Origin of the sequence: Nocardiopsis suaedae (assembly GCF_027706745.1) — a bacterium.
In the GTDB taxonomy this organism is placed as follows: domain Bacteria; phylum Actinomycetota; class Actinomycetes; order Streptosporangiales; family Streptosporangiaceae; genus Nocardiopsis_A; species Nocardiopsis_A suaedae.
In genome coordinates this window covers 1-23,159 of sequence record NZ_JAQFWP010000056.1, presented here as the reverse complement: position 1 = coordinate 23,159, position 23,159 = coordinate 1, and the positions used below count along the sequence as shown (strand labels likewise).

Below are 23,159 nucleotides of genomic sequence, written 5' to 3'. Positions count from 1 at the left end.
TTGACACGCTCCGTACGGCCCGGCGTACTCTCGGCGAGGCAGAGCTCCCTGACTCCCCCACAGGAAAAGGACTTCCTGCATGCCGTCAGCCAAGAGTCTCACCGCGACGCTTCTGTCCGCCCTGGCCCTCACCGCCGCCGCCGTCTCGCCCTCGTGGGCCGAGGACACCGCCCCCGCCCCGCAGAAGACGCACGAGGCGCAGGCCCAGACCTCGGACGCCGAGGCGGCGAACTGCTCGGTCAGCTCGCCGCGCGTGCGCTACTGGTGCGACACCGTCCGGCCGGCCACCGCCTACACCAACTACAGCAACGCCAAGAAGCACTACAACGAGATGTACGAGGGCGGTTCCCTGCCCGTCGGGATCTACATGGAGAGCAACGGATCGAAGTTCCATGTCGTGAACGGGACAGGGTACGTCTACAAGACCGTCCCGGATACGTCCGCATGGGCCCTGTGCTGGAACCGCTCCTCGTCGAGGACCTCCTCGGCCCACTGCGACTACGTCCGGACCACATGACGGACCGGCACCCCTTCCGGCGCGTCCCGCGCGCCGCCGCCGCCGCGGCCCTCGTGGCCGCGGCGGCGTGCGCGCCCGGGCCGAAGCCCGACCCCTCACCCGCGGAGTCCCCGCCCGCGGGGCCCTCGCCCACGGCGGTGCCGGACGTGCTCAGCGTGCAGGAGCGCCCTCCGGCCGAGGGCGACGCGCTTCCCCCCGAGGCCGAGGAATCGATCGCCACGACGCCGCTCGGCCAGAGGATCGGCGACACCGAGTCGTCCCGCTACCTGCGCACCGTGGACGGCCGGGACTACTACTACGTCGACGGCACCGAGGGGCGGCTGTGCCTGGTGTACGTCGAGGACTCCGGCGGCGTGGCCGCCACCTGCAACGCCCCCGAGGCGCTCACCGGGATCGGCATCTACATGGCCGAGTCCGCGGCCATGGGCGACCCCCCGCGCCTGTCCCTCCTGGTCGCCGACGATTTCGAGGAGGCCTCCGACGGCAGCCAGACCGTCCCGGTGAAGGAGAACCTCGCCGTCTTCGACCGGCTGGACGGCACCCGGGTCACCCTCAGCGGCCCCGACGCGAGCCACGAGATCGACATCGGGACCCAGGAGCCGACGGCCGTCGAGGGCTAGGTGTACTGGCCGGCCTGAGACGTTGGTCTCGACGAAAGTGTTGCCAAATCCGCCGGAATGACAGCACTTTCGTCGAGATCATCGACGAGGACCTAGTGCTCGTCCCAGTGGCCGTCGTGGGCGGCGTGCCGGTGGCCGTCGTGCACGTAGTCGGTGTGGTCCCCGTGCGGCACGGCCACGTGCCCGCAGCCGGGGCCGTGCTCGTGCGGGTGCTCACCGTGGGCGCTGTGGCCGGAGGGGTCGCACTCGCAATAGTGCCCGTCGTGTTCGCGGTGCAGGTGGCCGTCGTGCGCGTAGTCGGTGTGGTCCCCGTGGGGAACGGCCACGTGCCCGCAGTCGGGGCCGTGGGAATGCCCGTGTCCCTCGTGGACGCGGTGGTCGAGCGCGGTCATCTCCGCTCGCCTCGCCTTCTGCGAATGCTGCTCAGTCCGGTGGAGCACCGGTCGGTCGCGTCCCACCCTCCTCCCGAGCCCCGGCGCCCTGAACCGCGACACGGTCACGGCCGGGCAAAGGCTCGCCCAAGGAGCGGGGCGGAAGGTCGGCGGCGACGGCACGGGCGGAGCGGGTTCCCCGGCTCCGACCGCTACGGCATCGCGTCCGGGCCCGCCACCAGCAGCGGTTCCCTCGGGGAATCCGCGTCCAGGGACAGCGGGCGGCCGCCCGCCGCCGACCCCGCGAAGGGGAGTTCATCGAGAAGCGCCCCCTCCACCACTAGGGGGCGGCGTTCGCGGGAGCCGTCGTCGCGGGCGAGGTCCAGCACCGCCCGGTGCCGGCCGTCCGGCAGGTCGGCGGGGACCACGGCGGAGAAGTGCTCACCGTCCACGCTCGCGGAGGCCCGGGTGGACGCGCCCGTCGCCGCGTCGGTCAGCACCAGCTCGGCGGCGGCCGCCCGGACCGGGAACGGCCCCGACAGCCGCAGCTCGCCGTCGCGCCACTCGGCTCCGGCCACCACCGGCGCCGTCAGCCCGGCCCGGAGCACCGCCCAGCCGGGCCCATCGTGCTCGACCGCGACCGCGCGGTCCGGCCCCACCTGCCCGGCGCCCTCGGCCTTGTTCCCCTCCAGGGCGACGCGGGCCTCCACCCTGCCGTCCACCACCAGGGCGCAGTCCCACAGCTCGGCCGACTCCGGTCCCCCCGGTGCGGCGCTGCGCTCGGCGAACCCCCCGGTCAGCTCGTCCAGCGGCACCCTGGCGGTGAACCTCCCCTGGGCGCGGTCCCGCTCCATCGGCACGTCCAGCGCCGCGTCGCCGGGCCGCCGGGTCAGGCGCAGCCGCGTCCGGTCCAGCACCTCGGCGGCGACGGGGCCGGACAGCTCCAGCCGCCCGTCCTCGAACGCGCAGGCGTCGATGCGCGCCCGCAGCGGGTCGACGACGAGCACCAGCCCGTCGCGCCGCCATTCGGGGCGCACCCACACCCCCGGCTCCACCTCCGCGGCGGGCGGGCGGCACGCCGCGCCGTGCTCGGGCGCGGCCAGCCGCGCGCGGCGGGTGACCCCCCGGTTGACCGCCCACAGGTCGACGTTCCACTCCCCCGGGCGCCAGGTGCCGTTGGCCGTCAGGTCGCGCGCGTCCAGCCGCAGCTCGTACCCGCCCCAGTCGCGGCGGGCGGCGACGGCCCCGCGCGGCTCGTCGAAGGCGTTGGCGGGGCGGATCCACACGCGCACGCGCGCCTTGGCCCCGGTGCCGCGGTTGACCGCGCGGGCCCTCAGGTACTGGCGGAACCGCCCGTCCGGCGGCAGGAACCCCAGGCGCAGCCGCCCGCGCACGGCCAGCCGCGGCCCGTCCCAGCGCGCCTCCTCGGCGCGCTGTTCGATGTCCAGTTCGGAGTCGAGCCGGTAGAGGGCCTGCGGCACCTCGGCCAGCGGGTCGTCGTGGAAGGGGTAGTCGGCGTACCAGCGGGTGCCGTGGCGCACCGCGTAGGCGTGCGCGCGCAGGCCCTCGGGACCGGCCTCGCGGGCGAAGGCGAGCAGCCGCTGCAGCTCGTCGGGCATGTGCCGGCGGACCAGGTACCAGGCGAGGCGGTCGAGCACCGGGAGCCGCCGCAGCACCCGCGGGTCCACGGTGTCCAGGTAGGAGTTGGCGACCTCGCCGAAGGCGCCCAGCCCGGCGCCCTCGTCCTCGGCGGCGGCCCGCCGCAGCGCGTCGGCGAGCACCCCGGTCAGCGCGTGGGCGTCCCAGTCGCCCCGGTCGGCCTCGCCCGCAGCGGCGGCGACGGCGCCCGCCGTGGCCCGCACGACGGCGAACAGCTCCTCGGGCGGGGCTCCGGCGGCCGCCGCGGCGGGGTCGGGCCCCAGCGCGAAGCGCCCGGTGTGCACGTCGACGGCCCCCGCGGCGAAGTGCGCGGGGACGACCAGGCGCATCTCGGCGGCGCGCCCGGTGTGCTCGGGGAAGGCCAGCCCCTCGGACTCCCAGAAGGCGCGGCGCCACACCTTCCCCGTGGCGGAGTGGTCGCCGAGGAGTTCGGGCCGCTCGCTGATGTGGGTGCCCAGGACGGGCGCCTCGGGCACGCGGGACGCGGCGGCGCACTGTGCGGCCGTGGCGAAGTCGGAGCCGGAGGCGCGCAGGCCGTTGACCATGGCGCCGAAGGCGTAGGGCGGCAGGCGGTCGGCGGCGTCGACGAAGGCGAGGAACTCGCCGGTCGCGCGCGCGGCGCCGGCGTTGCGCGCCGCCCCGGGCCCGTCGCCGTCGGCCTCGACGACGAGGGTCTCCACGTCCCCGAGGGTCTGCCCGGCGATGGAGCGCAGGCACTCCCGGGGGTCGTCACGCTCGTCCCCGGTGCCCGCGACGCACACGACTGCGCTGAGTACGGCCACGTCTGCAGGTTAGGACGCGGCCCGGGAGGGCGTCCCGGGCCGCGGGCAAAAGTCCGACAAAGGACCACAAAGGACGGACGGGGCCGGGCCCAGCCCAGTCCCGTTGATCTCGGGAAAAGCGACGCTAAAACCGCGTTCGTAGCGCCGTTCTTCCCGAGATCATCGACGAGGGGGGCGCCCCTCCCGGTCAGGTCACCAGGTCCTCGGGGACGACCTCGGGCGCGCCGTGCTGTGCGGCGTCCGCCTCCTGGTCGGTGTCCTGCTCCTGGGCCGCGCGCTCGGCCTCGATGCGCTTGCGGTAGTACTCGACCTCGCGTTCGACCTGCGCGTCGTCCCATCCCAGCGGGCCCGCCATCAGGCGCGCCGCCTCCGGGGCGGCCGCGATGCCGCGGTCCCACGTCTCGATCGCCGCCCGGGTCCGCCGGGTGAGCACGTCGTCGAGGTGGCGCGCCCCCTCGCTGCGGGCCGCGTAGACCACCTCGGCCCGCAGGTAGTCGTCGGCCCCCGCCAGCGGCTCCTTGAGCTCCGGGTCCTCCTTCATCAGGTCCAGCACCTCGGAGGCCATCGACCCGTACCGGCGCAGCAGGTGCGCCACCCGCGAGGGGTGCAGGTCGGCGTCGCGGGCGATGGCCCGGCGCTGGTTCCACAGCGCCGCGTACCCGTCGGCCCCGGCCAGCGGCAGCCGGTCGGTCACCGAGTCCGGGATGCGCCCGTCCAGCCCGTGGGCGACCGCGTCCACCGCGTCCTTGGCCATCACCCGGTAGGTCGTGTACTTGCCCCCGGCGATCAGCACCAGTCCCGGCACGGGGTGCGCCACCGTGTGCTCGCGGGACAGCTTGGAGGTCTCGTCGGACTCGCCGGACAGCAGCGGCCGCAGCCCGGCGTACACCCCCTCCACGTCGTCGCGGGTCAGCGGCACCCGCAGCACCCGGTTGACCTGGTCGAGCAGGTAGTCGATGTCGCTGCGGCTGGCGGCGGGGTGCGCCTTGTCCAGGTCCCAGGAGGTGTCGGTGGTGCCGATCACCCAGTGCCGCCCCCACGGGATGACGAACAGCACGCTCTTCTCGGTACGCAGGATCAGCCCGGAGGAGGCCTGGATGCGGTCGCGCGGCACCACCAGGTGGATGCCCTTGGAGGCGCGCACGTGGATCTGCCCGCGCCCGCCGACCATCTCCTGGATGTCGTCGGTCCACACCCCGGCGGCGTTGACCACCTGCTTGGCCCGGATCTGGAGCTCCTCGCCGGTCTCCAGGTCGGTGGCGCGGGCGCCGGTGACGTGCTCCCCCTCCCGCAGGAAGGAGGTGGCCTGCACCCGGGAGGCCACCCGGGCGCCGAGCCCGGCGGCGGTGCGCAGCACGGTGACCACGTAGCGGGCGTCGTCGACCTGGGCGTCCCAGTACTGCACCGCCCCGACCAGGGCGTCGCGGCGCAGCGCGGGGAACACCCGCAGCGCCCCCGACCGGGTCAGGTGGCGGTGGTGCGGCAGCCCGCGGGAGGTGCCCATGGTCATCGACAGGGTGTCGTACAGGGCGACGCCGGCCCCGATGTAGGGGCGCTCCCAGTGGTGGGTGAAGGGGAAGACGAACGGCACCGGGCGCACCAGGTGCGGGGCGATGCGCTGGAGCAGCAGCCCGCGCTCGGTCAGGGCCTCGCGGACCAGCTCGAAGTCGAGCTGCTCCAGGTAGCGCAGGCCGCCGTGGATGAGCTTGCTGGATCTGCTGGAGGTGCCCGAGGCGAAGTCGCGGGCCTCGATCAGGCCCACCTTCAGCCCGCGCGCCACCGCGTCCAGGGCGGTGCCCGCCCCGACGATTCCGCCGCCGACGACGAGGACGTCCAGCTCCTCGGTCGACATGCGGGCCAGGCTCTCGGCCCGCTCCTCCGGTCCCAAGCGTGTGGTCGCCGCCATTGCCGCCTCCCGAACGGTTCCTGCCGCTACTCCCCGCCCCTCAGGCTAACCCGGTGCCCGCGCGGGGCCCGGGTGACACGTCGGGGCGGGGAGGGCGCGTCGGCGGTGCGGCGCGGCGGCGCGCTACCGGTGCGGGTTGACGACGACCTCGACCCGCTGGAACTCCTTCAGGTCGGAGTAGCCCGCGGTGGCCATGGTCCGCCGCAGCGCCCCGAGCAGGTTCATCGACCCGTCCCCGGCGTGCGCCGGGCCGTTGAGGATGGCCTCCAGGTCGCCGACGGTGCCCACCTGCACCCGCTCGCCGCGCGGCAGCTCACCGTGGTGCGCTTCGCTGCCCCAGTGGTAGCCGCCGCCCGGGGCCTCGGCGGCGCGGGCCAGCGGGGAGCCGACCATCACCGCGTCGGCGCCGCACGCCAGCGCCTTGGCGATGTCGCCGCTGCCGGTCATCCCGCCGTCGGCGATGACGTGCACGTACCGGCCGCCGGACTCGTCGAGGTAGTCCCGGCGGGCGGCGGCCACGTCGCCGACGGCGCTGGCCATCGGCACCGCCACGCCCAGCACCGAACGGGTGGTGTGCCCGGCGCCGCCGCCGAAGCCCACCAGCACCCCGGCGGCGCCGGTGCGCATCAGGTGCAGCGCCGCGGTGTAGGTGGCGCAGCCGCCCACCACCACCGGCACGTCCAGGTCGTAGATGAACTGCTTGAGGTTGAGCGGCTCGGCGCGGCCCGAGACGTGCTCGGCGGAGACGGTGGTGCCGCGGATGACGAACAGGTCCACCCCGGCGTCCAGCACCGCCTTGTGGTACTGGGCGGTGCGCTGCGGGGAGAGCCGCGCGGCGGCGACGACGCCGGAGGAGCGGATCTCCTCGATCCGGCGGCCGATCAGCTCCTCCTTGATCGGCGCGGCGTAGATCGCCTGCAGGCGCTCGGTCGCGGCCTCGTCGTCCAGTTCGCTGATCTCGGCCAGCAGCGGTTCGGGGTCCTCGTACCGGGTCCACAGCCCTTCCAGGTCCAGCACGCCCAGACCGCCGTGGCGCCCCAGGGCGACCGCGGTCCTCGGGGACGACACGCTGTCCATGGGGCTGGCGACCAGCGGCATCTCGAACCGGTAGGCGTCGATCTGCCAGGCGATCGACACCTCCTCGGGGTCGCGGGTGCGGCGGGCGGGGACGATCCCGATCTCGTCGAGCTCGTACGCCCGGCGCCCGTTCTTGCCCAGCCCGATCTCCACCTGAGCCAACGCTTCGCTCTCCTCGCTGCTACGTCCTGCTACTTGCGGCCGCTGTAGTTCGGCGCCTCGACGGTCATCTGGATGTCGTGCGGGTGGCTCTCCTTGAGCCCGGCCGCGGTGATCTGCATGAGGCGCCCGTTCTCCCGCAGATCGTCGACGGTGCGCGCCCCGGCGTACCACATGGACTGGCGCAGCCCGCCCACGAGCTGGTGGGCGACGGCCTCCAGCGGTCCGCGGTAGGGCACCTGCCCCTCCACGCCCTCGGGGACGAGCTTCTCCTCGGTGGTGACCTCGGCCTGGGAGTAGCGGTCCTTGGAGAAGGAGCGGCCGCGCATGGCGCCCAGCGACCCCATGCCGCGGTAGGTCTTGTACTGCTTGCCGTTGATGAAGATCAGCTCGCCCGGGCTCTCCTCGACCCCGGCCAGCAGGCTGCCCAGCATCACGGTGCTCGCCCCGGCGACGACCGCCTTGGCGATGTCGCCCGAGTACTGCAGGCCGCCGTCGGCGATGACCGGCACCCCGGCCGGGCCGGCCGCCTTGGCGGCCTCCATCACGGCGGTGACCTGGGGGGCGCCCACCCCGGCGACGACCCGGGTGGTGCAGATGGAGCCGGGGCCCACCCCGACCTTGACGCCGTCGGCGCCGGCGTCGATGAGGGCCTGCGCGCCGTCCCGGGTGGCGATGTTGCCCGCCACCACGTCCACGTCGGCGTTGCCCTTGAGGGTGGACACGGTCTCCAGCACCCCGGCGGAGTGGCCGTGCGCGGTGTCCACGACCAGGAAGTCCACCCCGGCCTCGACGAGCCGCTTGGCGCGCTCGACCGCGTCGGCGCCCACCCCCACGGCCGCGCCGACCACCAGCCGCCCGTCGGCGTCCTTGGTGGCGTCGGGGAACTGCTCGCTCTTGATGAAGTCCTTGACGGTGATGAGCCCGCGCAGCCGCCCCTCGGCGTCGACCAGGGGGAGCTTCTCCACCTTGTTCTCGCGCAGCAGGCGCAGCGCCTCCTCGCGGCCGACCCCCACCGGCGCGGTGACCAGCGGCATCGGGGACATCACGTCGCGCACGCGGCGGCCCCGGTCGGTCTCGAAGCGCATGTCGCGGTTGGTGACCATGCCGACGAGGCGGCCGTCGGCGTCGGTGACGGGGGCGCCGGAGATGCGGTAGTGGGCGCTGAGGCGCTCCACGTCGGCGAGGGTGTCGTCGGGGGCGCAGGTGACCGGGTCGGTGACCATCCCGGCCTCGGAGCGCTTGACCAGGTCGACCTGGGCGGCCTGGTCCTCGGCGGAGAGGTTGCGGTGCAGCACCCCGGCGCCGCCCTGGCGGGCCATGGCGACCGCGGTGCGCGCCTCGGTGACCGTGTCCATGGCCGCCGACAGCAGCGGGATGCGCAGCTCGATGCCGCGGGACAGCCGCGTGGAGGTGTCGGCCCCGCCGGGCTGCAGGTCCGAGTACGCCGGCACCAGCAGGACGTCGTCGTAGGTGAGTCCGGGCGGAAGGACCTTGCCGCCCTCCCCCGTGTAAAGCTGTGTCATGGATATCCCAACCACTCGCGCGTTGGTGTCCATCTTAGGGCGTGCTGTGCGGGTCACGGCCGTAGCGAGCGGCGTCCGGGTGCGTTCATCGCAAGGACGAAGAGGGAGTCAGCCTGGGTGTTCCGTCGACCGATGAGGACGCAGCGAGGGGCGTGCCCGGGCGTCGCGCAGTAGGTCGTGACCCGCACAGCACGCCCTGGATCCCCTGGACACGCGTCCACCCCGTGAACGGGCTCACAGGCGGGGGAGGCGGGCGCGGCACCAGCGGTCGCGCGTGATGCGGGAGGGGCGGCGGCAGCCGCGCGGGCCGGGGGTGCGGGCGGCGTGGCCGGGCCGCTCAGAAGAGGCGGTTCGCCAGGGCCACATGCCGAAGCCGAGCAAGAGCTCGGTGCTGGGCAACCCGTACCGCGCCCGCCGACATTCCGAGTACATGTCCGGTCTCATCCGCTGATAGTCCCGCAATCACGCGCATCACGAGCAGCCGCCGCTGCTGCTCGGGGAGTTCTTCCAGGAGGGCCCGGGCCCGTTCGGCCTCCACGCTGCGCACCGCCGCCTCCTCGGGCGAGGGCCCATCGTCCGGCCGGTCGGGGACCGCGTCGGTGGGCACGTCGGCACGGGTGGAGGTGCGCAGGGCGTCGGCGACCTTGTGGGCGGCGATCCCGAAGACGAACGCGGCGAAGGGGCGGCCCATGTCCTCGTAGCGGGGCAGGGCCGACAGCAGCGCGATGCACACCTCCTGGGCCACGTCGTCGGAGTAGTGGGCGTACCCGGAGACCCGGGAGAGCCGGGCCCGGCAGTACCGGACCACCATGGGGCGGATCTCGCGTAGGAGCGAGTCGACCGCGCCGTGGTCCCCCTGGACCGCGAGCGAGGTCAGCCGCCCCAGCTCCGCGTCATCGGTCGCTGGGCGCCGGGGTGCCGAGCGCCTGGCCAGCGTGGCCCCGGCGGCGCGTTGATCCGTCACGCTCCGAATCATGCCCCGAGCACGGCCCCTTAACGTCACGAACCACGGATACAGAATGATCACATTTGGCGGAAATGCCGGGTAAAACACGCGTGCCCCGGGTGGGACCCCGGGGCACGCATGGTAGTGCAGCGCGGGCTCTAGTGCCCGTGGCCGTGGCCGTGCCCGGCGGCCTCGCCCTCGTCCTCCTCCGGCTTGTCCACCACCAGGGCCTCGGTGGTGAGCAGCATGCCGGCGATGGAGGCGGCGTTCTCCACCGCGGAACGGGTGACCTTGACCGGGTCGATGATGCCCTGCGACATCAGCTCGCCGTAGGTGCCGGTGGCGGCGTTGAAGCCCTGCCCCGGGTCCATCTCGGCGATCTTGTAGGTGACCACGTACCCCTCCTCGCCGGCGTTGACCGCGATCCAGCGGGCCGGCTCGGGCAGGGCGCGGCGCACGATGTCGGCGCCGGTGGCCTCGTCGCCGGACAGCTCCAGGCCGTCCAGGGCCGCGGCGGCGTGCACCAGCGAGGCGCCGCCGCCGGGGACGATGCCCTCCTCGATCGCGGCGCGGGTGGCCGAGATCGCGTCCTCCAGGCGGTGCTTCTTCTCCTTGAGCTCGACCTCGGTGGCCGCGCCCACGCGCAGCACCGAGACCCCGCCGGCCAGCTTGGCCAGCCGCTCCTGGAGCTTCTCGCGGTCCCAGTCGGAGTCGCTGGCCTCGATCTCCTTGCGGATCTGGCGGACCCGGTCGTCGACCTCGGACTGCTCGCCGCCGCCGTCGACGACGGTGGTGTCGTCCTTGGTGACGGTGATGCGGCGGGCGGTGCCCAGCACGTCGATCTCGGCGTTCTCCAGGGTCAGGCCGACCTCCTCGGCGATGACCTGGCCGCCGGTGAGGACCGCGATGTCCTGCAGCATCGCCTTGCGGCGCTCACCGAAGCCGGGCGCCTTGACCGCGGCGACGTTGAGGGCGCCGCGGATCTTGTTGAGGACCAGCGCGCCCAGCGCGTCGCCCTCGATGTCCTCGGCGATGATCAGCAGCGGCTTCTTCTGCTGGACGATCTTCTCCAGCAGCGGCAGCAGGTCGTTGAGGTTGGAGATCTTGCCCTGGTGGATGAGGATCAGGGCGTTCTCCAGGACGGCCTCCTGGCGGTCCCCGTCGGTGACGAAGTAGGGCGAGACGTAGCCCTTGTCGAACTGCAGCCCCTCGGTGAACTGCAGGTCCAGGCCCATGGCCGGGGACTCCTCGACGGTGATGACCCCGTCCTTGCCCACCTTGTCGAACGCCTCGGCGATCAGGTCGCCGATCTGGGCGTCCTGGGCGGAGTTGGTGGCCACGTAGGCGATGTCGGCGCGCTCGCCGACCTCGCGGGCGCGCTCCACCAGGGCCGCGGAGACGGCCTCGGCGGCGGCGGCGATGCCCTTCTTCAGCGCGACCGGGGAGGCGCCGGCGGCGACGCTGCGCAGCCCCTCCTTGACCAGGGCCTGGGCCAGCACGGTGGCGGTGGTGGTCCCGTCGCCGGCGGCGTCGTTGGTCTTGGTCGCGACCTCCTTGACGAGCTGGGCCCCCAGGTCCTCGTAGGGGTCCTCCAGCTCGATCTCGCGGGCCACGGTGACGCCGTCGTTGGTGATCGTCGGGGCGCCGAACTTCTTGTCGATGACGACGTTGCGGCCCTTGGGGCCGAGCGTCACCTTGACGGCGTCGGCGAGGCGGTCCACGCCGCGCTCCAGGGAGCGGCGGGCCTCCTCCTTGAATTCCAGGATCTTGGGCATGGTTGCCTCTTTCGCGCAAGTACGGTGATGTGCGAAAGCCCCGCCCGGCACGTGGGCCGGCCGGGGCTGGTGCACCGCGCGCGGAGCGCGGGCGAGGAGGTCCTACTTCTCGACGACCGCGAGCAGGTCGCGGGCGGAGAGGACGAGGTACTCCTCGTTGTCGTACTTGACCTCGGTGCCGCCGTACTTGCTGTACAGAACGACGTCGCCGACCTTGACATCCAGCGGGATGCGCTTGTCGCCGTCCTCGTCCCAGCGGCCCGGGCCCACGGCCAGGACCTCGCCCTCCTGGGGCTTCTCCTTGGCGGTGTCCGGGATGACCAGGCCGGAGGCGGTGGTCTGCTCGGCCTCGAGCGTCTTGACGACGACGCGGTCCTCAAGCGGCTTCAGGACGGTCTTGGTGGCGGTCGACACGGGTGTGACCTCCCCCTTCAGGTTCGATGATGCGGGACGGCATTCTTGTCAAAAGGGGCGACCACGGCGGCCTGCCGTCGCGGGTGCCAGACCGGCCTCGTCGCGGTTAGCACTCTACCGTCGAGAGTGCCAGTACGGAACATTAGCCCGGCCTCTCGGGCGCGTCAAACAACTGGTCACAGGGGGAAAGCATTGTCCGGGACAGGGCCTGGTGAGCGGGCCGCGGCGCCGCTGGCGGCGCTGCTCACGCCGGTGGGCGCGGAGCTGCTGGAGCGGGCGGCGCGCGAGGAGGAGGGCGCGGACGCGCTCCGGGCCGCGACCCGGCTGCGGGCGTTCGCCGAGGAGCGCGCGGACGAACTGGCCGGACAGCTCGCCGGGCAGGGCGCTCCGCCCTCCCCCGCCGACGCGGCCGCGGCGGCGCTGACGCAGGCGCGCCTGCGCTCGCGCGCGAGAGAGAAGTTCGGTGAACGCGCCGACCGCATGTTCTTCACCCCCAACGGGCTGGAGCAGGCCACACGCGCCGAGGCGGCGCGGCACCGGGCCGCCCGGTTCGCCTCCGCGCTCGGGCCGGGGACCCGGGTGGCCGACCTGTGCTGCGGCATCGGGGCGGACGCGGTGGCACTGGCCGAGGCGGGGATGCGGGTGGACGCGGTGGACGCCGACCCCGCCACGGCGGCGGCGGCCTCCGCCAACTTCACGGCGCTGGGCGTGGACGACCGGGCGCGCGCCCGCGTCGGCACGGTCGGTCCGGACTGGAGGCCCGGCCCGGACACCGGCGCCGTCTTCTGCGACCCCGCGCGGCGCGGCGGCCGGGGGCGGGTGTTCGACCCCGACGCCTACTCCCCCGCGTGGGGCACGGTGGAGGAGCTGGCGTCGGCGGCCCCCGCGGCCTGCGTGAAGGCCGCGCCCGGACTGCCCTACGCGCGGATCCCGCAGGGGGTGTCGGCCGAGTGGGTGTCGGTCGGCGGCGAGGTGAAGGAGGCCGCCCTGTGGTTCGGCCGGCTGGCCGACGGTGCGGCGCGCCGGGCCACCCTGCTGCGCGGCGGCCGCGCCGACACCCTGTCCGGCGGGGCGGAGGAGGCGCAGGCGCCGGTCGGGGAGGTGGGGCGGTACCTGTACGAGCCGGACGGGGCGGTGGTGCGGGCGCACCTGGTGGCCGAGGCGGCCGAACGCGTGGGCGGGGCGCTGCTGGACCCGAGGATCGCCTACATCGCCTCCGATGAACACGTGGAGACGCCGTTCTGCCGCGCCTATGAAGTGCACGAGGCGATGCCCTTCTCGCTGAAGCGGCTGCGCGCCGCGGTGCGCGCACGGGGGGCCGGAACCGTAACGATTAAGAAACGCGGTTCGGCCGTGGACGTGGAGCGGCTCCGCCGCGACCTCCGCCCGTCGGGGCCCGGATCCGTGGTGGTCGTGCTCACCCGGATCGGCGAGAAGCCGTTCTGCCTGCTGTGTTCCGAGGTCAGCGCCGCATCGTGAACAAAAGGGACGAAATTCGTTTTTCAGGAATTCCGCGGAACAGCGATGACTCCCGGAGATTCCGGTACTAGCGTTGCGGTGGGGACCTTCCAGGAGGGAACCGATCTTCGGTACTCGACCGCGGCGAGCGAGGCCCATGTCGTTAAACTGGCCCGCGCGGTCGGCGTCTCCCCGTGCGGTGGGTGCGTCCGGCGGCGGCCCGTGGGCCCGGTGCGCCCCGGCAGGCCGCCGCGCCCGTGACGGTCACCGCACGCGTTCGACCCCTGGCGCTGGGTGATGCGCCCCGCCGCCCCCGCGCCGACGTCCCGACTTCTCCCACCCCCGTCCCTTCCGTCCGGGCCGGGGGCCCTCTTCAGAGCACATAAGGAGCGCCTCGGTGGAACAGAGCAGCCACAACTTCCTCAACGGGGGAGGTCAGACCGGCATCTCCGACCGGATGCGGGACCTGCTGTCCCGGGCCGCCCAGGAGCAGGTCTCCGAGCAGAAGTCCCAGGGCGCCGTCACCGAGGAGATGCGTCAGCGCCTGGAGGGCATGGAATGGCTCCTGCGCGAGTTCCGTGAACGCGAGTTCACCACGCTGGCCGAGGCGGTCGCCTCCGTCCAGGGCAAGGTCGACGAGCTGGGGGCGCGCCCGCCGGAGTGGGCCGAGACCCTGGCCGAGCACATCGAGATGGTGGGCCAGCGGGTCAAGCCGCTCGCCGAGATCCCGGCGCTGCGGGCCGACGTGCGCGGGGTGGCCGACCACGTCACCAGCGCCCTGGACCGGATCAAGGAGCTCTCCGACGACCAGGCCCGCACCCGCACCCGCCTGGACGAGGTCGGCACCGGGGTCGATGAGCGCGTCGCGGCGCTGGCCGAGCGGGTCGCCTCGCTGGAGTCGGCGCTGGGGTCGCTGTCCGAGGCCGAGGAGACGCGCGCCGGGGAGCTGACGGCGGCCCTGGCCGAGCGGCACGACGCGCTGGAGACCCGGGTCGGCGAGAACCACGAGGCGCTCACCACCGCGCTCGGCGAGCAGCGCGAAGCCCTGGAGACCCGCGCGAGCGAGAACCACGAGGCCCTGACCACGGCCCTGCAGGAGCAGCGCCAGGCCCTGGAGACGCGCGCGAGCGAGAACCACGAGGCCCTCACCTCGACCCTCCGGGAGCAGCACGAGGCGCTGGAGACCCGCGTCTCGGAGAACCACGAGGCCGTCACCACCACGCTCGAAGGGCAGCGCGAGTCGCTGGAGACGCGCGTGGGCGAGAACCACGAGGCGCTCACCACGGCCCTGCAGGAGCAGCGCGAAGCACTGGAGACGCGCGCCGCCGAGAACCACCAGGCCCTGACCACCGCGCTCGGCGAGCAGCGCGAGGCGCTCACCTCCGAGCTGGCCAAGGCGGCCGCCAAACTCACCGCCCAGAACGAGGAGAACCACGCCGAGGCGACCGCGGCGGTCGCCGACGTCACCGGCGCGGTGGGCAAGCTGGCCGCCTCCACCGAGGAGCGCCTGGGCGAGCTGCGCACCCACATGCGCGAGCGCCTCGGCGAGCTGCACGAGCAGCTCGAACTGCACCGCTCGGAGCTGCGCGAGCGCGACGACCAGTACCGCGAGCACCTGGCCGAGCGGCTGGAGGAGACCGCGCGCACCCTGCGCTCGCAGGCCGACGAGGACCGGTCGGCCGCCGCGGCGGAGCTGGAGGCCCTCAAGACCGCGCTGGAGTCGGGCATCGACGCGCTCACCGCCCGGGCCGATGAGCACCGGGCGTCGGTGGGCGAGCGCATCGACGCGCACCTGGAGGCCGTCGGCGGCCGCTTCGACAGCGGGCTCGGCCGGCTCACCGACCGGTTCGACACCTTCGAGGGCCACTTCGAGGGCAGCTTCGACGGCGTCAACGGGCGCCTGGAGGGCATCGAGGGGCGGCTCGGCGGCGTCGAGGGCAAGTTCGAGGGGGTCAACGGCCACCTGGACGGCGTCGACGGCCAGATCGACGGCGTGGACGGGCGCCTGGAGGCGGTGGACGACCGGCTGGAGGCGCTCAACCAGCGGCTGTCGCAGCTCCCCTCGGTGATGGAGGTCTCCGAGCTGCACCGGCGGCTGACCGAGCTGGTGGAGCGCCCGGTGGTCGACCACGGCGACCGCCTGGACGCCCTGGAGAAGGCGCTGACCGGCGCGCTCACCCCGATCGCCAAGGACGTACAGGCCCGCCCGGACCGCCACGAGTTCGAGGAGGCGCTGAGCGAGGCCGTGGAGACGTCGCACGACGACGTGACCAAGCGGCTGGCGGCGCTGGAGGAGACGATGCTGGCCCTGGCCGAGGCGCTGCTGCGCCCGGGCGGCAAGGACGGCCGCAAGAAGCGCCGCCGCGACGAGGACGATGACGACGACGAGTAGGTCCGGCGACGGGTAGTACCGCGCGGGACGCACGAAGGGGGCGGGCCGACGGCCCGCCCCCTTTCCCTTCGGCCGGCGCCGGTCAGGGCGCCAGGGGCTGGGTCACCGGGAGCGAGGTGTCCGTGGCCAGGTCCAGGCGGGACGGGGGCAGCCCGGCGGCCACCACCTCGGCCCCCAGGGCGCCGATCATCGCGCCGTTGTCGGTGCACAGCTTCGGGCGCGGCACGCGCAGCTCCACCCCGGCCTCGGCGCAGCGCTCCTCGGCCAGCGCGCGCAACCGCGAATTGGCCGCCACGCCGCCGCTGATCACCAGGTGCTCGACGCCGTTGTCCACGCAGGCGTCGACGGCCTTGCGGGTCAGCACGTCCACCACCGACTCCTGGAACCCCGCGGCGATGTCGGACACCGGCAGGTCCTCCCCGGCGCGCCCGGCGTCCTCGACCCAGCGGGCCACCGCCGTCTTCAGCCCCGAGAAGGAGAAGTCGTAGGTGCCGTCGCCCCACTTGCCGCGCGGGAACCGGATCGCCCCCGGGTCGCCCTCGCGGGCGGCGCGGTCGATCGGCGGGCCGCCCGGGTAGGGCAGCCCGAGCAGGCGGGCCACCTTGTCGTAGGCCTCCCCGGCGGCGTCGTCGACGGTGTCGCCCAGCGACCGCACCCGCGTCGCCAGGTCCTCCACCAGCAGCAGCGAGGTGTGGCCGCCGGAGACCAGCAGCGCCACCGCGGGCTTGGGCAGCGGCCCGTGCTCCAGCTGGTCCACGGCCACGTGGCCGACCAGGTGGTTCACCCCGTACAGCGGCACGTCCAGCGCCATCGCGTAGGCCTTGGCCGCCGACACCCCCACCAGCAGGGCCCCGGCCAGCCCCGGGCCCGCGGTGACCGCCACCGCGTCCACGTCGGAGGGCGCCGCCCCGGCCTTGTCCAGGGCGCGGCGCACCGTGGGCACCATGGCCTCCAGGTGGGCGCGGCTGGCCACCTCCGGCACCACGCCGCCGAAGCGGGCGTGCTGTTCCACGCTGGAGGCGACGTCCTCGCCCAGCAGCGTGCAGCCGCGCACCAGGCCCACCCCGGTCTCGTCGCACGACGTCTCGATGCCCAGGACCAGGGGGAGGTCGTCTCGGCTCATCGGATCCTCTCCTCGCCCGACCGCTCGGCCGGCGTCGCCGAACGGCGCATGACGACCGCGTCGGCGTCCCGGTAGTACTTGCGGCGCACCCCGATCTCCCCGAAGCCGAAGCGGCGGTAGAGCTCACGCGCCCGCGGGTTGTCCGAGCGCACCTCCAGGAACATCTCGGTGACGCCCCGCTCCTGCGCCTCGGCGAGCAGGGTGGTCAGCAGGCGCGCCCCCAGGCCGTGGCCCTGGGCGTCGGCGCGCACCGCGATGGTCTGCACGTCGCCCTCGGGCGGCACCGCGCGCAGGCCCGCGTACCCGAGCAGCTCGCCGCCGCGGTCGGCGACGTAGTAGTGCCGGGTGGGCTCGGACAGCTCGCCCCGGAGCATGTCCTCGGTCCAGGCGTCCTTGGGGAACAGGGCGCGCTCCAGTCCCATGACCGGGGCGACGTCCTCGTTCGCCATGGGCCGGATACGGACGCCGCCGTCCCCGGGCCGGTCCCCGCTCACGCCTTCCACTGGCCCACCTTCTTCGGCGCGGACGGTTCCACAGCGTCGGGGCGGCGCAGGTACAGCGGCCGGGGCGGCTCCAGTTCCTCCCCGGCCAGCAGGCGGCGCAGGGCCAGCTCCCCCAGGGCCGGGGCCGAGGGGTAGAGCGGCTCGAACGCGGAGGCGTCGACGGCTCCGCCGCCCAGCTCGGCGGGGTAGAGCGCGGCGCCGTGGCCGATCACCGGCAGCCCGCCGGTGTCCACGTCCGCGGGCCGGTCCACGGCGATCTCCCCGGTGCGGGTGGAGGCGTCGGCGTAGCGGGCCCAGAACACCTCCTTGCGGCGGGCGTCGCTGGCCGCGATGAACGGGCCGGTGCGCCCGGAGGCGTAGGCGACGGCGTCCAGGGTGGGCACCCCGTGGCAGGGCACCCCCAGGGCGTCGGCCAGGGAGAGCGCGGTGGCCAGGCCGACGCGCAGCCCGGTGTAGGGCCCAGGCCCCACGCCCACGGCGATGTGCGCGATGTCGGCGAGCCGGGCGCCGGCCTCGGCGACGACGTCCCGGACGGCCGGGGCGAGCAGTTCACCGTGGCGGCGCGCGTCCACCGAGGAGGTGGCGGCCGCGGTGCGGACGGTTTGTGGGCCCCCGCCCTCGGGGGCCTGGCAGACCGCGGCGGTGACGGCCGGGGTCGCGGTGTCGAAAGCCAGGAGCAGCACGGTCGACCAGCCTACAGCCGCACGCCGTCCCAGCGGGCGCCGATGCCGGTCAGGCGCACCTCGCGGGTGTCGTCGGGGCGGCGGTCGATCGCCACCTCCAGGCGCTCGTCGCTCAGCCCCTCGGCCACGCCCTCGCCCCACTCCACGACGGTCACCGCGTCGGGCAGGGTCATGTCCAGGTCGATGTCGTCGAGCTCGTCGGCGCCGGAGAGCCGGTAGGCGTCCACGTGCACCAGGGACGGGCCGCCCGCGAGCGCGGGGTGGATGCGCGAGATCACGAAGGTCGGCGAGGTGATGGGGCCGCGGACCTTCATGCCCTCGGCGAGGCCCTGGGTGAGGGTGGTCTTGCCCGCACCGAGCGGCCCGGACATGATGACCAGGTCCCCCGCGGCGAGCACGCCGGCCAGGCGCACGCCCAGGTCGCGCATGGCGGCGTCGGTCGGGATCAGGTCGGTCTGGTTCACGGGTACCAGGGTAGGCGGCCTCAGGGCGCCCCGGGACCCGAATAGGTGCGCGCGACCCGCGGCCCCACCCGGGTGACGATCTCGTAGGGGATCGTGCCGAGCAGCCGCGCCCAGTCCCGGGCGCCCGGCTCGCCCCGAGCGGGGTCGCCGAAGAGCACCGCCCAGTCGCCGGGCTCGGCGGTGTCGTCGCCCAGGTCCACCATGAACTGGTCCATGCAGACCGTCCCGGAGATGGTGCGGCGGCGCCCGGCCACCAGCACCTCGGCGGTGTTGGTGGCGGCCCGGGGCACCCCGTCGCCGTAGCCGACCGGCACCAGCGCGAGGTTGGCGGGGGCGGCGGTGGTGTAGCGGTGGCCGTAGGAGACGCCGCTGCCCGCGGGGACCCGCTTGACCAGGGCGACGCGGGCGCGCATCGTCATCGCCGGGCGCAGGCCGGGCACGTCCATGCCGGGGATCGGGCACAGGCCGTAGGAGGCGATGCCGGGGCGCACCAGGTCGTAGTGGGTCTCGGGGAGGGTGAGGGTGGCCGCCGAGTTCGCGAAGTGGCGCACGCGGGGGCGCAGCCCGGCCTTCTCGGCGATCTCCAGGGCCTCGGAGAAGGCGGAGGCCTGGGCGGCGATGGACGGGTGGCCCGGCTCGTCGGCGCACGCGAAGTGCGAGAACACGCCGGTGACCTCGATCTCGCCGGAGGCCTCGGCGGCGGCGGCCGCGGCGGTCAGGGCGGGCCAGGCGTCGGCGGTGACGCCGCCCCGGTTGAGCCCGGTGTCGGCCTTGAGGTGGACCCGGGCGGGCAGGCCCTCGGTCCGGGCGGCGGTGATCACGTCGTCGAGCACGTGCCCGGCGGAGACGCCGAGCTCGATGCCGGCGGCGACGGCCGCGCCGAGCGGGGCGCCGGGCGGGAGGATCCACGCCACGGTGGGGGCGGTGATCCCGGCGGCGCGCAGCTCCAGGGCCTCTTCGACGAACGCCGTGCCCAGCCAGGTGGCGCCGCCCGCGAGCACGGCGCGGGCGGCGGGGAGCATGCCGTGCCCGTACCCGTCGGCCTTGACGACGCCCATCACCTCGGCGCCGCCCGCCCGGCGGGCCAGCAGCGCGGTGTTCTCGGCGACGGCCCCCAGGTCGACGTGGGCTTCGGCGGAGTTCGGTGGCATGGAATCAGTTTTGCACGCTGGGGAAACCGCCCGCGTCACATCGGCGGGTCGGCGATGATCTCGACGAGTGGGCTGTCAAAACCCGGGGTGCTGGAGAACATGTGGACCCAGGGCGCGTCCCTGGCCGCCACCGCCCGGGCCAGAGGCGTGCCCCGGCTACCGTGGGCCGGGAGCCGGACCGCAACGGCGCCCACCACCGCGGAGCGCACTACCCCCGCATGCACCACTCCCCGCCCGGACACCGGCTGCGCAAGCGCTACGGGACCGGCTACCGGGCCCACTGGCCCCAGGCCCGCACCGACGAGCGCAGGCTCCGCCCCAAGCGGCCTTGCCTGGCCCGGGGCGGCCTGCTGCGCACGATCGTGCCGACCCGTGCGGTCAAACTGATCGCCTCCCCGACCGCACCTTTGCCGCGATCTTCGCGGGCCCCGCCCGGTCACTGCCTCGGGGGGCGCGGGACCAGCAGGCAGGCCAGGCCCGCGGCCGCGTAGGGCAGCTGGCCCGGCGCCGCCATGCCCATGATCTCCATACCCGCCCGCCCGGGGCTGCGCAGCAGGGTGCGCGCCGCGGGCGGCGACCACGGCACCGACCATCCGCCGACGGCCAGGGCGAGGATCGCCGCGGCCCCGGCGACGGCCCAGCCCGTCTCCGCGCCCGGCCCGTTCGCCAGTGTGTCGAGCGCCGCCCGCAGCACCGGCAGGGCGTACGCCGCCCCCTGGGGTTCCGCGCCGAGCGGGGGCGGTGCGGGCAGGGCGGCGGCCGCCGCGGCCGCGGTGCCCACGACCGCCGCGGCGGCGGCCCCGGGCGTGCCCGACTCCAGGCGCCGCCGGGCCGCGTCGAGCAGGGCGTGCGAGGGGTACCGGCGCCACGGGCGGCCGGCCGCCCGGGCGGCGCCCATCGCGTGGGCGCGGCGGTGCCGCAGGAAGCGCCAGGAGTCGAAGAGCGCCGACGGGCCCGTCCGGGCCGCCCGCCACTGCACCTGCAGCTCGTGCGCCACCGCCGCCGCCCCGGTGGCCAGCGTCACCGGCACGCCGATGGCGGCCAGCGCCGCCCGGCGGAACACCGGTGCGATGTCGCCGGGGACCCGGACCCGCGCCCGCACCTGGCGGCCGCGAGCGGCGCGGGTCAGCCCCGCCAGCGGTTCATCCCCGGGGAGCGGGGGCGTCGTGTCGGCGGTGGGCCGCGCCAGCCGGTAGTCGAGGAGGACGGCGGCGGCCAGCACCGCGAGGAGCATCCACCGCACCAGCGCGCCGTCTCCGGTGAGCGCGGCCAGGAAGGCCCCGACGGGGTCGACGGCCAGCCCCTCCACCGCCGCGTTGTAGCGGGTGTGCACGACGGCGGCGGTGCCCGCCGCCAGCACCGGCAGCGCCCACAGCCACCGCCCGGCGCGCCGGCGCCCGACGGCGGCCAGCCCGAACGCTCCGGTGACCAGCGCGGTCAGCACCGCGTGCCCCGGGAAGACGGGGCCGTCCGGGAGGAGCTGGGTCGCCCCGGGCAGCAGCGTGAACAGCCCGTGCTCCGCCGCCCCGACGACCGCCCCGCGGCTCGCCAGCGCCGCCAGGCCCTGCTCGGCCAGGTGGAATCCGGCGCCGGAGGCGGCGCCGAGCAGCAGGTAGTCGACGGCGGCCAGGCGGCGGAGCCGGCGGCGCGCGACCGGCCACAGCACCAGCAGCGGCACCAGTTTGCCGATCTCCTCGGTGTAGACGGCCACGTAGACCCCGGCCCCGGCGTCCATCGCCGCCGGGCCGAGGGCGGCGGCGAGCGTCTGCTGCGCGAACGCCACCGGCCACAGCATCAGCGCCCCGAGCGGCACGATCCGCACCAGGCTGCCGAACCCGACCGTGCGGGACCGGGCGGGGACCGCGAGCTGCACCAGCAGCCACAGCATGCCGAAGGCGGCCGGGACGGCCGCGGACACGCCGGGCGAGAACACGGCGGCGATGCCGAGCACGATGAGCAGCGCCCAGCACACGGTGCCCCGCACCGCGCGGAGCGCGCGGGCGGCGCCGGGGGCGTGCTCGCGCAGCGACCGGCCGCGCTCGGCCAGCTTCTCGGCCAGGTCGGGGCCGGGGGCGCGGGAGGTGCGGGCGTGCCTGCCGCCGGGCTCCAGGCACCCGTACCGCTGGGCGGACCGCATCAGATCGGGGTCGCGCCGGTCCTGGGCCTCCTCGGCGAACCCGGCGCGCACCCCGGGCACGTCGGCGCCCACGACCGCGCGGACGAAGGCGTCGGGGCCGGCCGCCACGGTCAGCTCGTCGGCGGTGACCAGCACGGCCGCCGACAGGTCCTCCACGGCCACGAGCAGGTCGGTGGGGTCCTCGCCCCACCCGCGAATGACCTCCACGATGCCGCCCGTGGTGGCGGGGGCGTCGGTGACCGGCTCGTAGGCGTGCTCGGCGCGGGTGCGGCAGACCAGGATCCGCTCCACCCCCATGGCGGCGGCGCCGCGCACGACCGCGTCGATGAGGGCGGTGTCGCGGGGCGCCAGGAAGGGGGCGACGACCTTGCGCTCGTCGTCGGTCCACGCGGTGTCGAACTCGGTGGAGTTGGCGCATACGCGCAGGACCAGGTCGCGGGTGAGCATGGGCTGGACGTCCATCGTCTCCCTCGTGCCGGCTCGGGGGTGGCCTACGCGTCAGGGGCGCCTACGCTATCGCGGCCCCTGCGGCCGCCGGAAGGCTCGGGCGGGCGGTACGGTCGCGGTCATGGACGGCACGGACACGGACGGTACAGGGTCGGGCGGCGTCGCGGTGCGGGAGGGGATCGCCTTCCCGGACACCGGGGACGGGAACCGGTGGGTGGTCGGCGCCGTGGTGGTGGACGGGCGCGGACGGGCCTTCGCCCAGCGCCGTTCCCCCGACCGGAAGGCGTTCCCGAACTGCTGGGACGTGGTGGGCGGGCACGTGGAGCCGGGCGAGTCGGCGCCCGAGGCGCTGGCCCGCGAGATCGCCGAGGAGACGGGGTGGAGGCTGCGCTCGGTCGAGGCGGAGCTGTACCGCCTGGTGTGGACCCCGGACGACGGTGTGGAGCGGCACGAGGTGGACTACCTGGTCCGCGTCGACGGCGACCTGTCGGCGCCGCGCCTGGAGGAGGGCAAGCACACCGAGTTCATGTGGGTGGAGGAGGGGCGGGAGGACCTCCTCCACGACGACCGCGACCCGGGCGACTACTTCATCGTGGACATCGTGCGCAAGGGCATCGCCGCCGCCCACGAGCTGGGCCTGGCGGGAGACGGGGCGGCCTGACCCGGACATCCCCGAAGGGAGGGGACGGCTCGGCAGGTCCCCCGCTTGCGGGCCCCGGCCGGGCGGCGGGCCGCCGGGGTGTGGGGTGGACGGCAGCGACGACGGAGGTCAGCGGCCCTACCTGCGGGTCAGTAGGCCACCGGGTGCGTGCGTGGTCACCGTGATGGGCAGCAACGGCGAAGCCGGTCCCCCACTCCCGGACCCCGGCCGGGCGGCGAGCCGCCGGGGTGCAGGGAAATTGGCGGCGACGGCAGCAGCGGGGCGGTTCCCTTGGCCTGCCTGCCGGGCGCCGGGCTCCTCGCGGTCCGGGCGGGCGGCGGCTCGGCCGGTACCCCGCTGACGGGCCCTGGCCGGGCGGCGGGCCGCCGGGGTGCGAGGGAGGCGGTGG

At 74.9% G+C, this 23,159-nt stretch carries 19 protein-coding genes; 5 read left to right on the top strand and 14 right to left on the bottom strand.

The window, feature by feature from the left end:
• Positions 1 to 79: 79 nt before the first annotated feature.
• Together O4U47_RS23530 and O4U47_RS23525 are read left to right on the top strand one after the other, a co-directional pair.
• Positions 80 to 517 carry a hypothetical protein gene (locus O4U47_RS23530; protein WP_270680127.1) on the top strand — a complete coding sequence of 146 codons (438 nt, stop codon included), beginning with the start codon at positions 80 to 82 and terminating at the stop codon, positions 515 to 517.
• On the top strand, positions 454 to 1,137 hold the full coding sequence (locus O4U47_RS23525) for a hypothetical protein (protein WP_270680126.1): 684 nt from the start codon (positions 454 to 456) through the stop codon (positions 1,135 to 1,137). Before O4U47_RS23530 ends, O4U47_RS23525 begins: the two co-directional genes overlap by 64 nt.
• A gap of 92 nt (positions 1,138 to 1,229) precedes the next feature.
• Here the strand turns inward: O4U47_RS23525 and O4U47_RS23520 are convergent, their stop codons facing one another.
• From O4U47_RS23520 to groES, 8 genes are all read right to left on the bottom strand, one after another.
• Complete coding sequence (locus O4U47_RS23520) at positions 1,230 to 1,529, bottom strand: hypothetical protein (protein ID WP_270680125.1); 300 nt, start codon at positions 1,527 to 1,529, stop codon at positions 1,230 to 1,232.
• Between the two features lie 191 nt (positions 1,530 to 1,720).
• On the bottom strand, positions 1,721 to 3,949 hold the full coding sequence (locus tag O4U47_RS23515) for a glycosyltransferase (RefSeq protein WP_270680124.1): 2,229 nt from the start codon (positions 3,947 to 3,949) through the stop codon (positions 1,721 to 1,723).
• Between the two features lie 187 nt (positions 3,950 to 4,136).
• Positions 4,137 to 5,855: a glycerol-3-phosphate dehydrogenase/oxidase gene (locus O4U47_RS23510; RefSeq protein ID WP_270680123.1), complete on the bottom strand. Its 1,719-nt coding sequence runs from the start codon at positions 5,853 to 5,855 to the stop codon at positions 4,137 to 4,139.
• 123 nt (positions 5,856 to 5,978) lie between these two features.
• A complete protein-coding gene (locus O4U47_RS23505) occupies positions 5,979 to 7,085 on the bottom strand; it encodes a GuaB3 family IMP dehydrogenase-related protein (protein WP_270680145.1) in 1,107 nt (368 codons plus the stop codon).
• Positions 7,086 to 7,123: 38 nt separating this feature from the next.
• Positions 7,124 to 8,617 (bottom strand): IMP dehydrogenase, encoded by a 1,494-nt coding sequence (gene guaB, locus O4U47_RS23500; protein ID WP_270680122.1) that lies wholly within the window; start codon positions 8,615 to 8,617, stop codon positions 7,124 to 7,126.
• Positions 8,618 to 8,954: 337 nt separating this feature from the next.
• Positions 8,955 to 9,581 (bottom strand): sigma-70 family RNA polymerase sigma factor, encoded by a 627-nt coding sequence (locus O4U47_RS23495; RefSeq protein ID WP_270680121.1) that lies wholly within the window; start codon positions 9,579 to 9,581, stop codon positions 8,955 to 8,957.
• Positions 9,582 to 9,721: 140 nt separating this feature from the next.
• Positions 9,722 to 11,338: a chaperonin GroEL gene (gene groL / locus O4U47_RS23490; RefSeq protein ID WP_270680120.1), complete on the bottom strand. Its 1,617-nt coding sequence runs from the start codon at positions 11,336 to 11,338 to the stop codon at positions 9,722 to 9,724.
• Positions 11,339 to 11,440: 102 nt separating this feature from the next.
• Complete coding sequence (gene groES, locus O4U47_RS23485) at positions 11,441 to 11,752, bottom strand: co-chaperone GroES (RefSeq protein ID WP_184392486.1); 312 nt, start codon at positions 11,750 to 11,752, stop codon at positions 11,441 to 11,443.
• Positions 11,753 to 11,944: 192 nt separating this feature from the next.
• Between groES and O4U47_RS23480 the strand changes: the two genes are divergently transcribed.
• On the top strand, positions 11,945 to 13,231 hold the full coding sequence (locus tag O4U47_RS23480; protein WP_270680119.1) for a class I SAM-dependent methyltransferase: 1,287 nt from the start codon (positions 11,945 to 11,947) through the stop codon (positions 13,229 to 13,231).
• A 376-nt stretch (positions 13,232 to 13,607) separates the two neighbouring features.
• Positions 13,608 to 15,602 (top strand): hypothetical protein, encoded by a 1,995-nt coding sequence (locus tag O4U47_RS23475; RefSeq protein WP_270680118.1) that lies wholly within the window; start codon positions 13,608 to 13,610, stop codon positions 15,600 to 15,602.
• Between the two features lie 82 nt (positions 15,603 to 15,684).
• Here O4U47_RS23475 and tsaD read toward each other — a convergent pair whose 3' ends face one another.
• The 6 genes from tsaD to O4U47_RS23445 all read right to left on the bottom strand — a co-directional run bounded on the left by tsaD (position 15,685) and on the right by O4U47_RS23445 (position 22,125).
• The gene (tsaD, locus tag O4U47_RS23470) at positions 15,685 to 16,725 is read right to left on the bottom strand and encodes a tRNA (adenosine(37)-N6)-threonylcarbamoyltransferase complex transferase subunit TsaD (protein WP_270680117.1); all 1,041 of its coding nucleotides are present in this window, start codon (positions 16,723 to 16,725) and stop codon (positions 15,685 to 15,687) included.
• The gene (gene rimI, locus O4U47_RS23465; protein ID WP_270680144.1) at positions 16,722 to 17,174 is read right to left on the bottom strand and encodes a ribosomal protein S18-alanine N-acetyltransferase; all 453 of its coding nucleotides are present in this window, start codon (positions 17,172 to 17,174) and stop codon (positions 16,722 to 16,724) included. Before rimI ends, tsaD begins: the two co-directional genes overlap by 4 nt.
• 41 nt (positions 17,175 to 17,215) lie before the next feature.
• A complete protein-coding gene (gene tsaB / locus O4U47_RS23460; protein ID WP_270680116.1) occupies positions 17,216 to 17,911 on the bottom strand; it encodes a tRNA (adenosine(37)-N6)-threonylcarbamoyltransferase complex dimerization subunit type 1 TsaB in 696 nt (231 codons plus the stop codon).
• Between the two features lie 11 nt (positions 17,912 to 17,922).
• A complete protein-coding gene (tsaE, locus tag O4U47_RS23455) occupies positions 17,923 to 18,375 on the bottom strand; it encodes a tRNA (adenosine(37)-N6)-threonylcarbamoyltransferase complex ATPase subunit type 1 TsaE (protein WP_270680115.1) in 453 nt (150 codons plus the stop codon).
• Positions 18,376 to 18,395: 20 nt separating this feature from the next.
• Positions 18,396 to 19,526: an alanine racemase gene (alr, locus tag O4U47_RS23450; protein WP_270680114.1), complete on the bottom strand. Its 1,131-nt coding sequence runs from the start codon at positions 19,524 to 19,526 to the stop codon at positions 18,396 to 18,398.
• 436 nt (positions 19,527 to 19,962) lie between these two features.
• The gene (locus O4U47_RS23445; protein WP_270680113.1) at positions 19,963 to 22,125 is read right to left on the bottom strand and encodes a PrsW family intramembrane metalloprotease; all 2,163 of its coding nucleotides are present in this window, start codon (positions 22,123 to 22,125) and stop codon (positions 19,963 to 19,965) included.
• 106 nt (positions 22,126 to 22,231) lie between these two features.
• On the opposite strand from O4U47_RS23445, the gene O4U47_RS23440 reads away from it, so the two are divergent.
• Positions 22,232 to 22,771, top strand: coding sequence for an NUDIX domain-containing protein (locus O4U47_RS23440; RefSeq protein ID WP_270680112.1), 540 nt, complete (start codon positions 22,232 to 22,234; stop codon positions 22,769 to 22,771).
• Positions 22,772 to 23,159 lie beyond the last annotated feature (388 nt).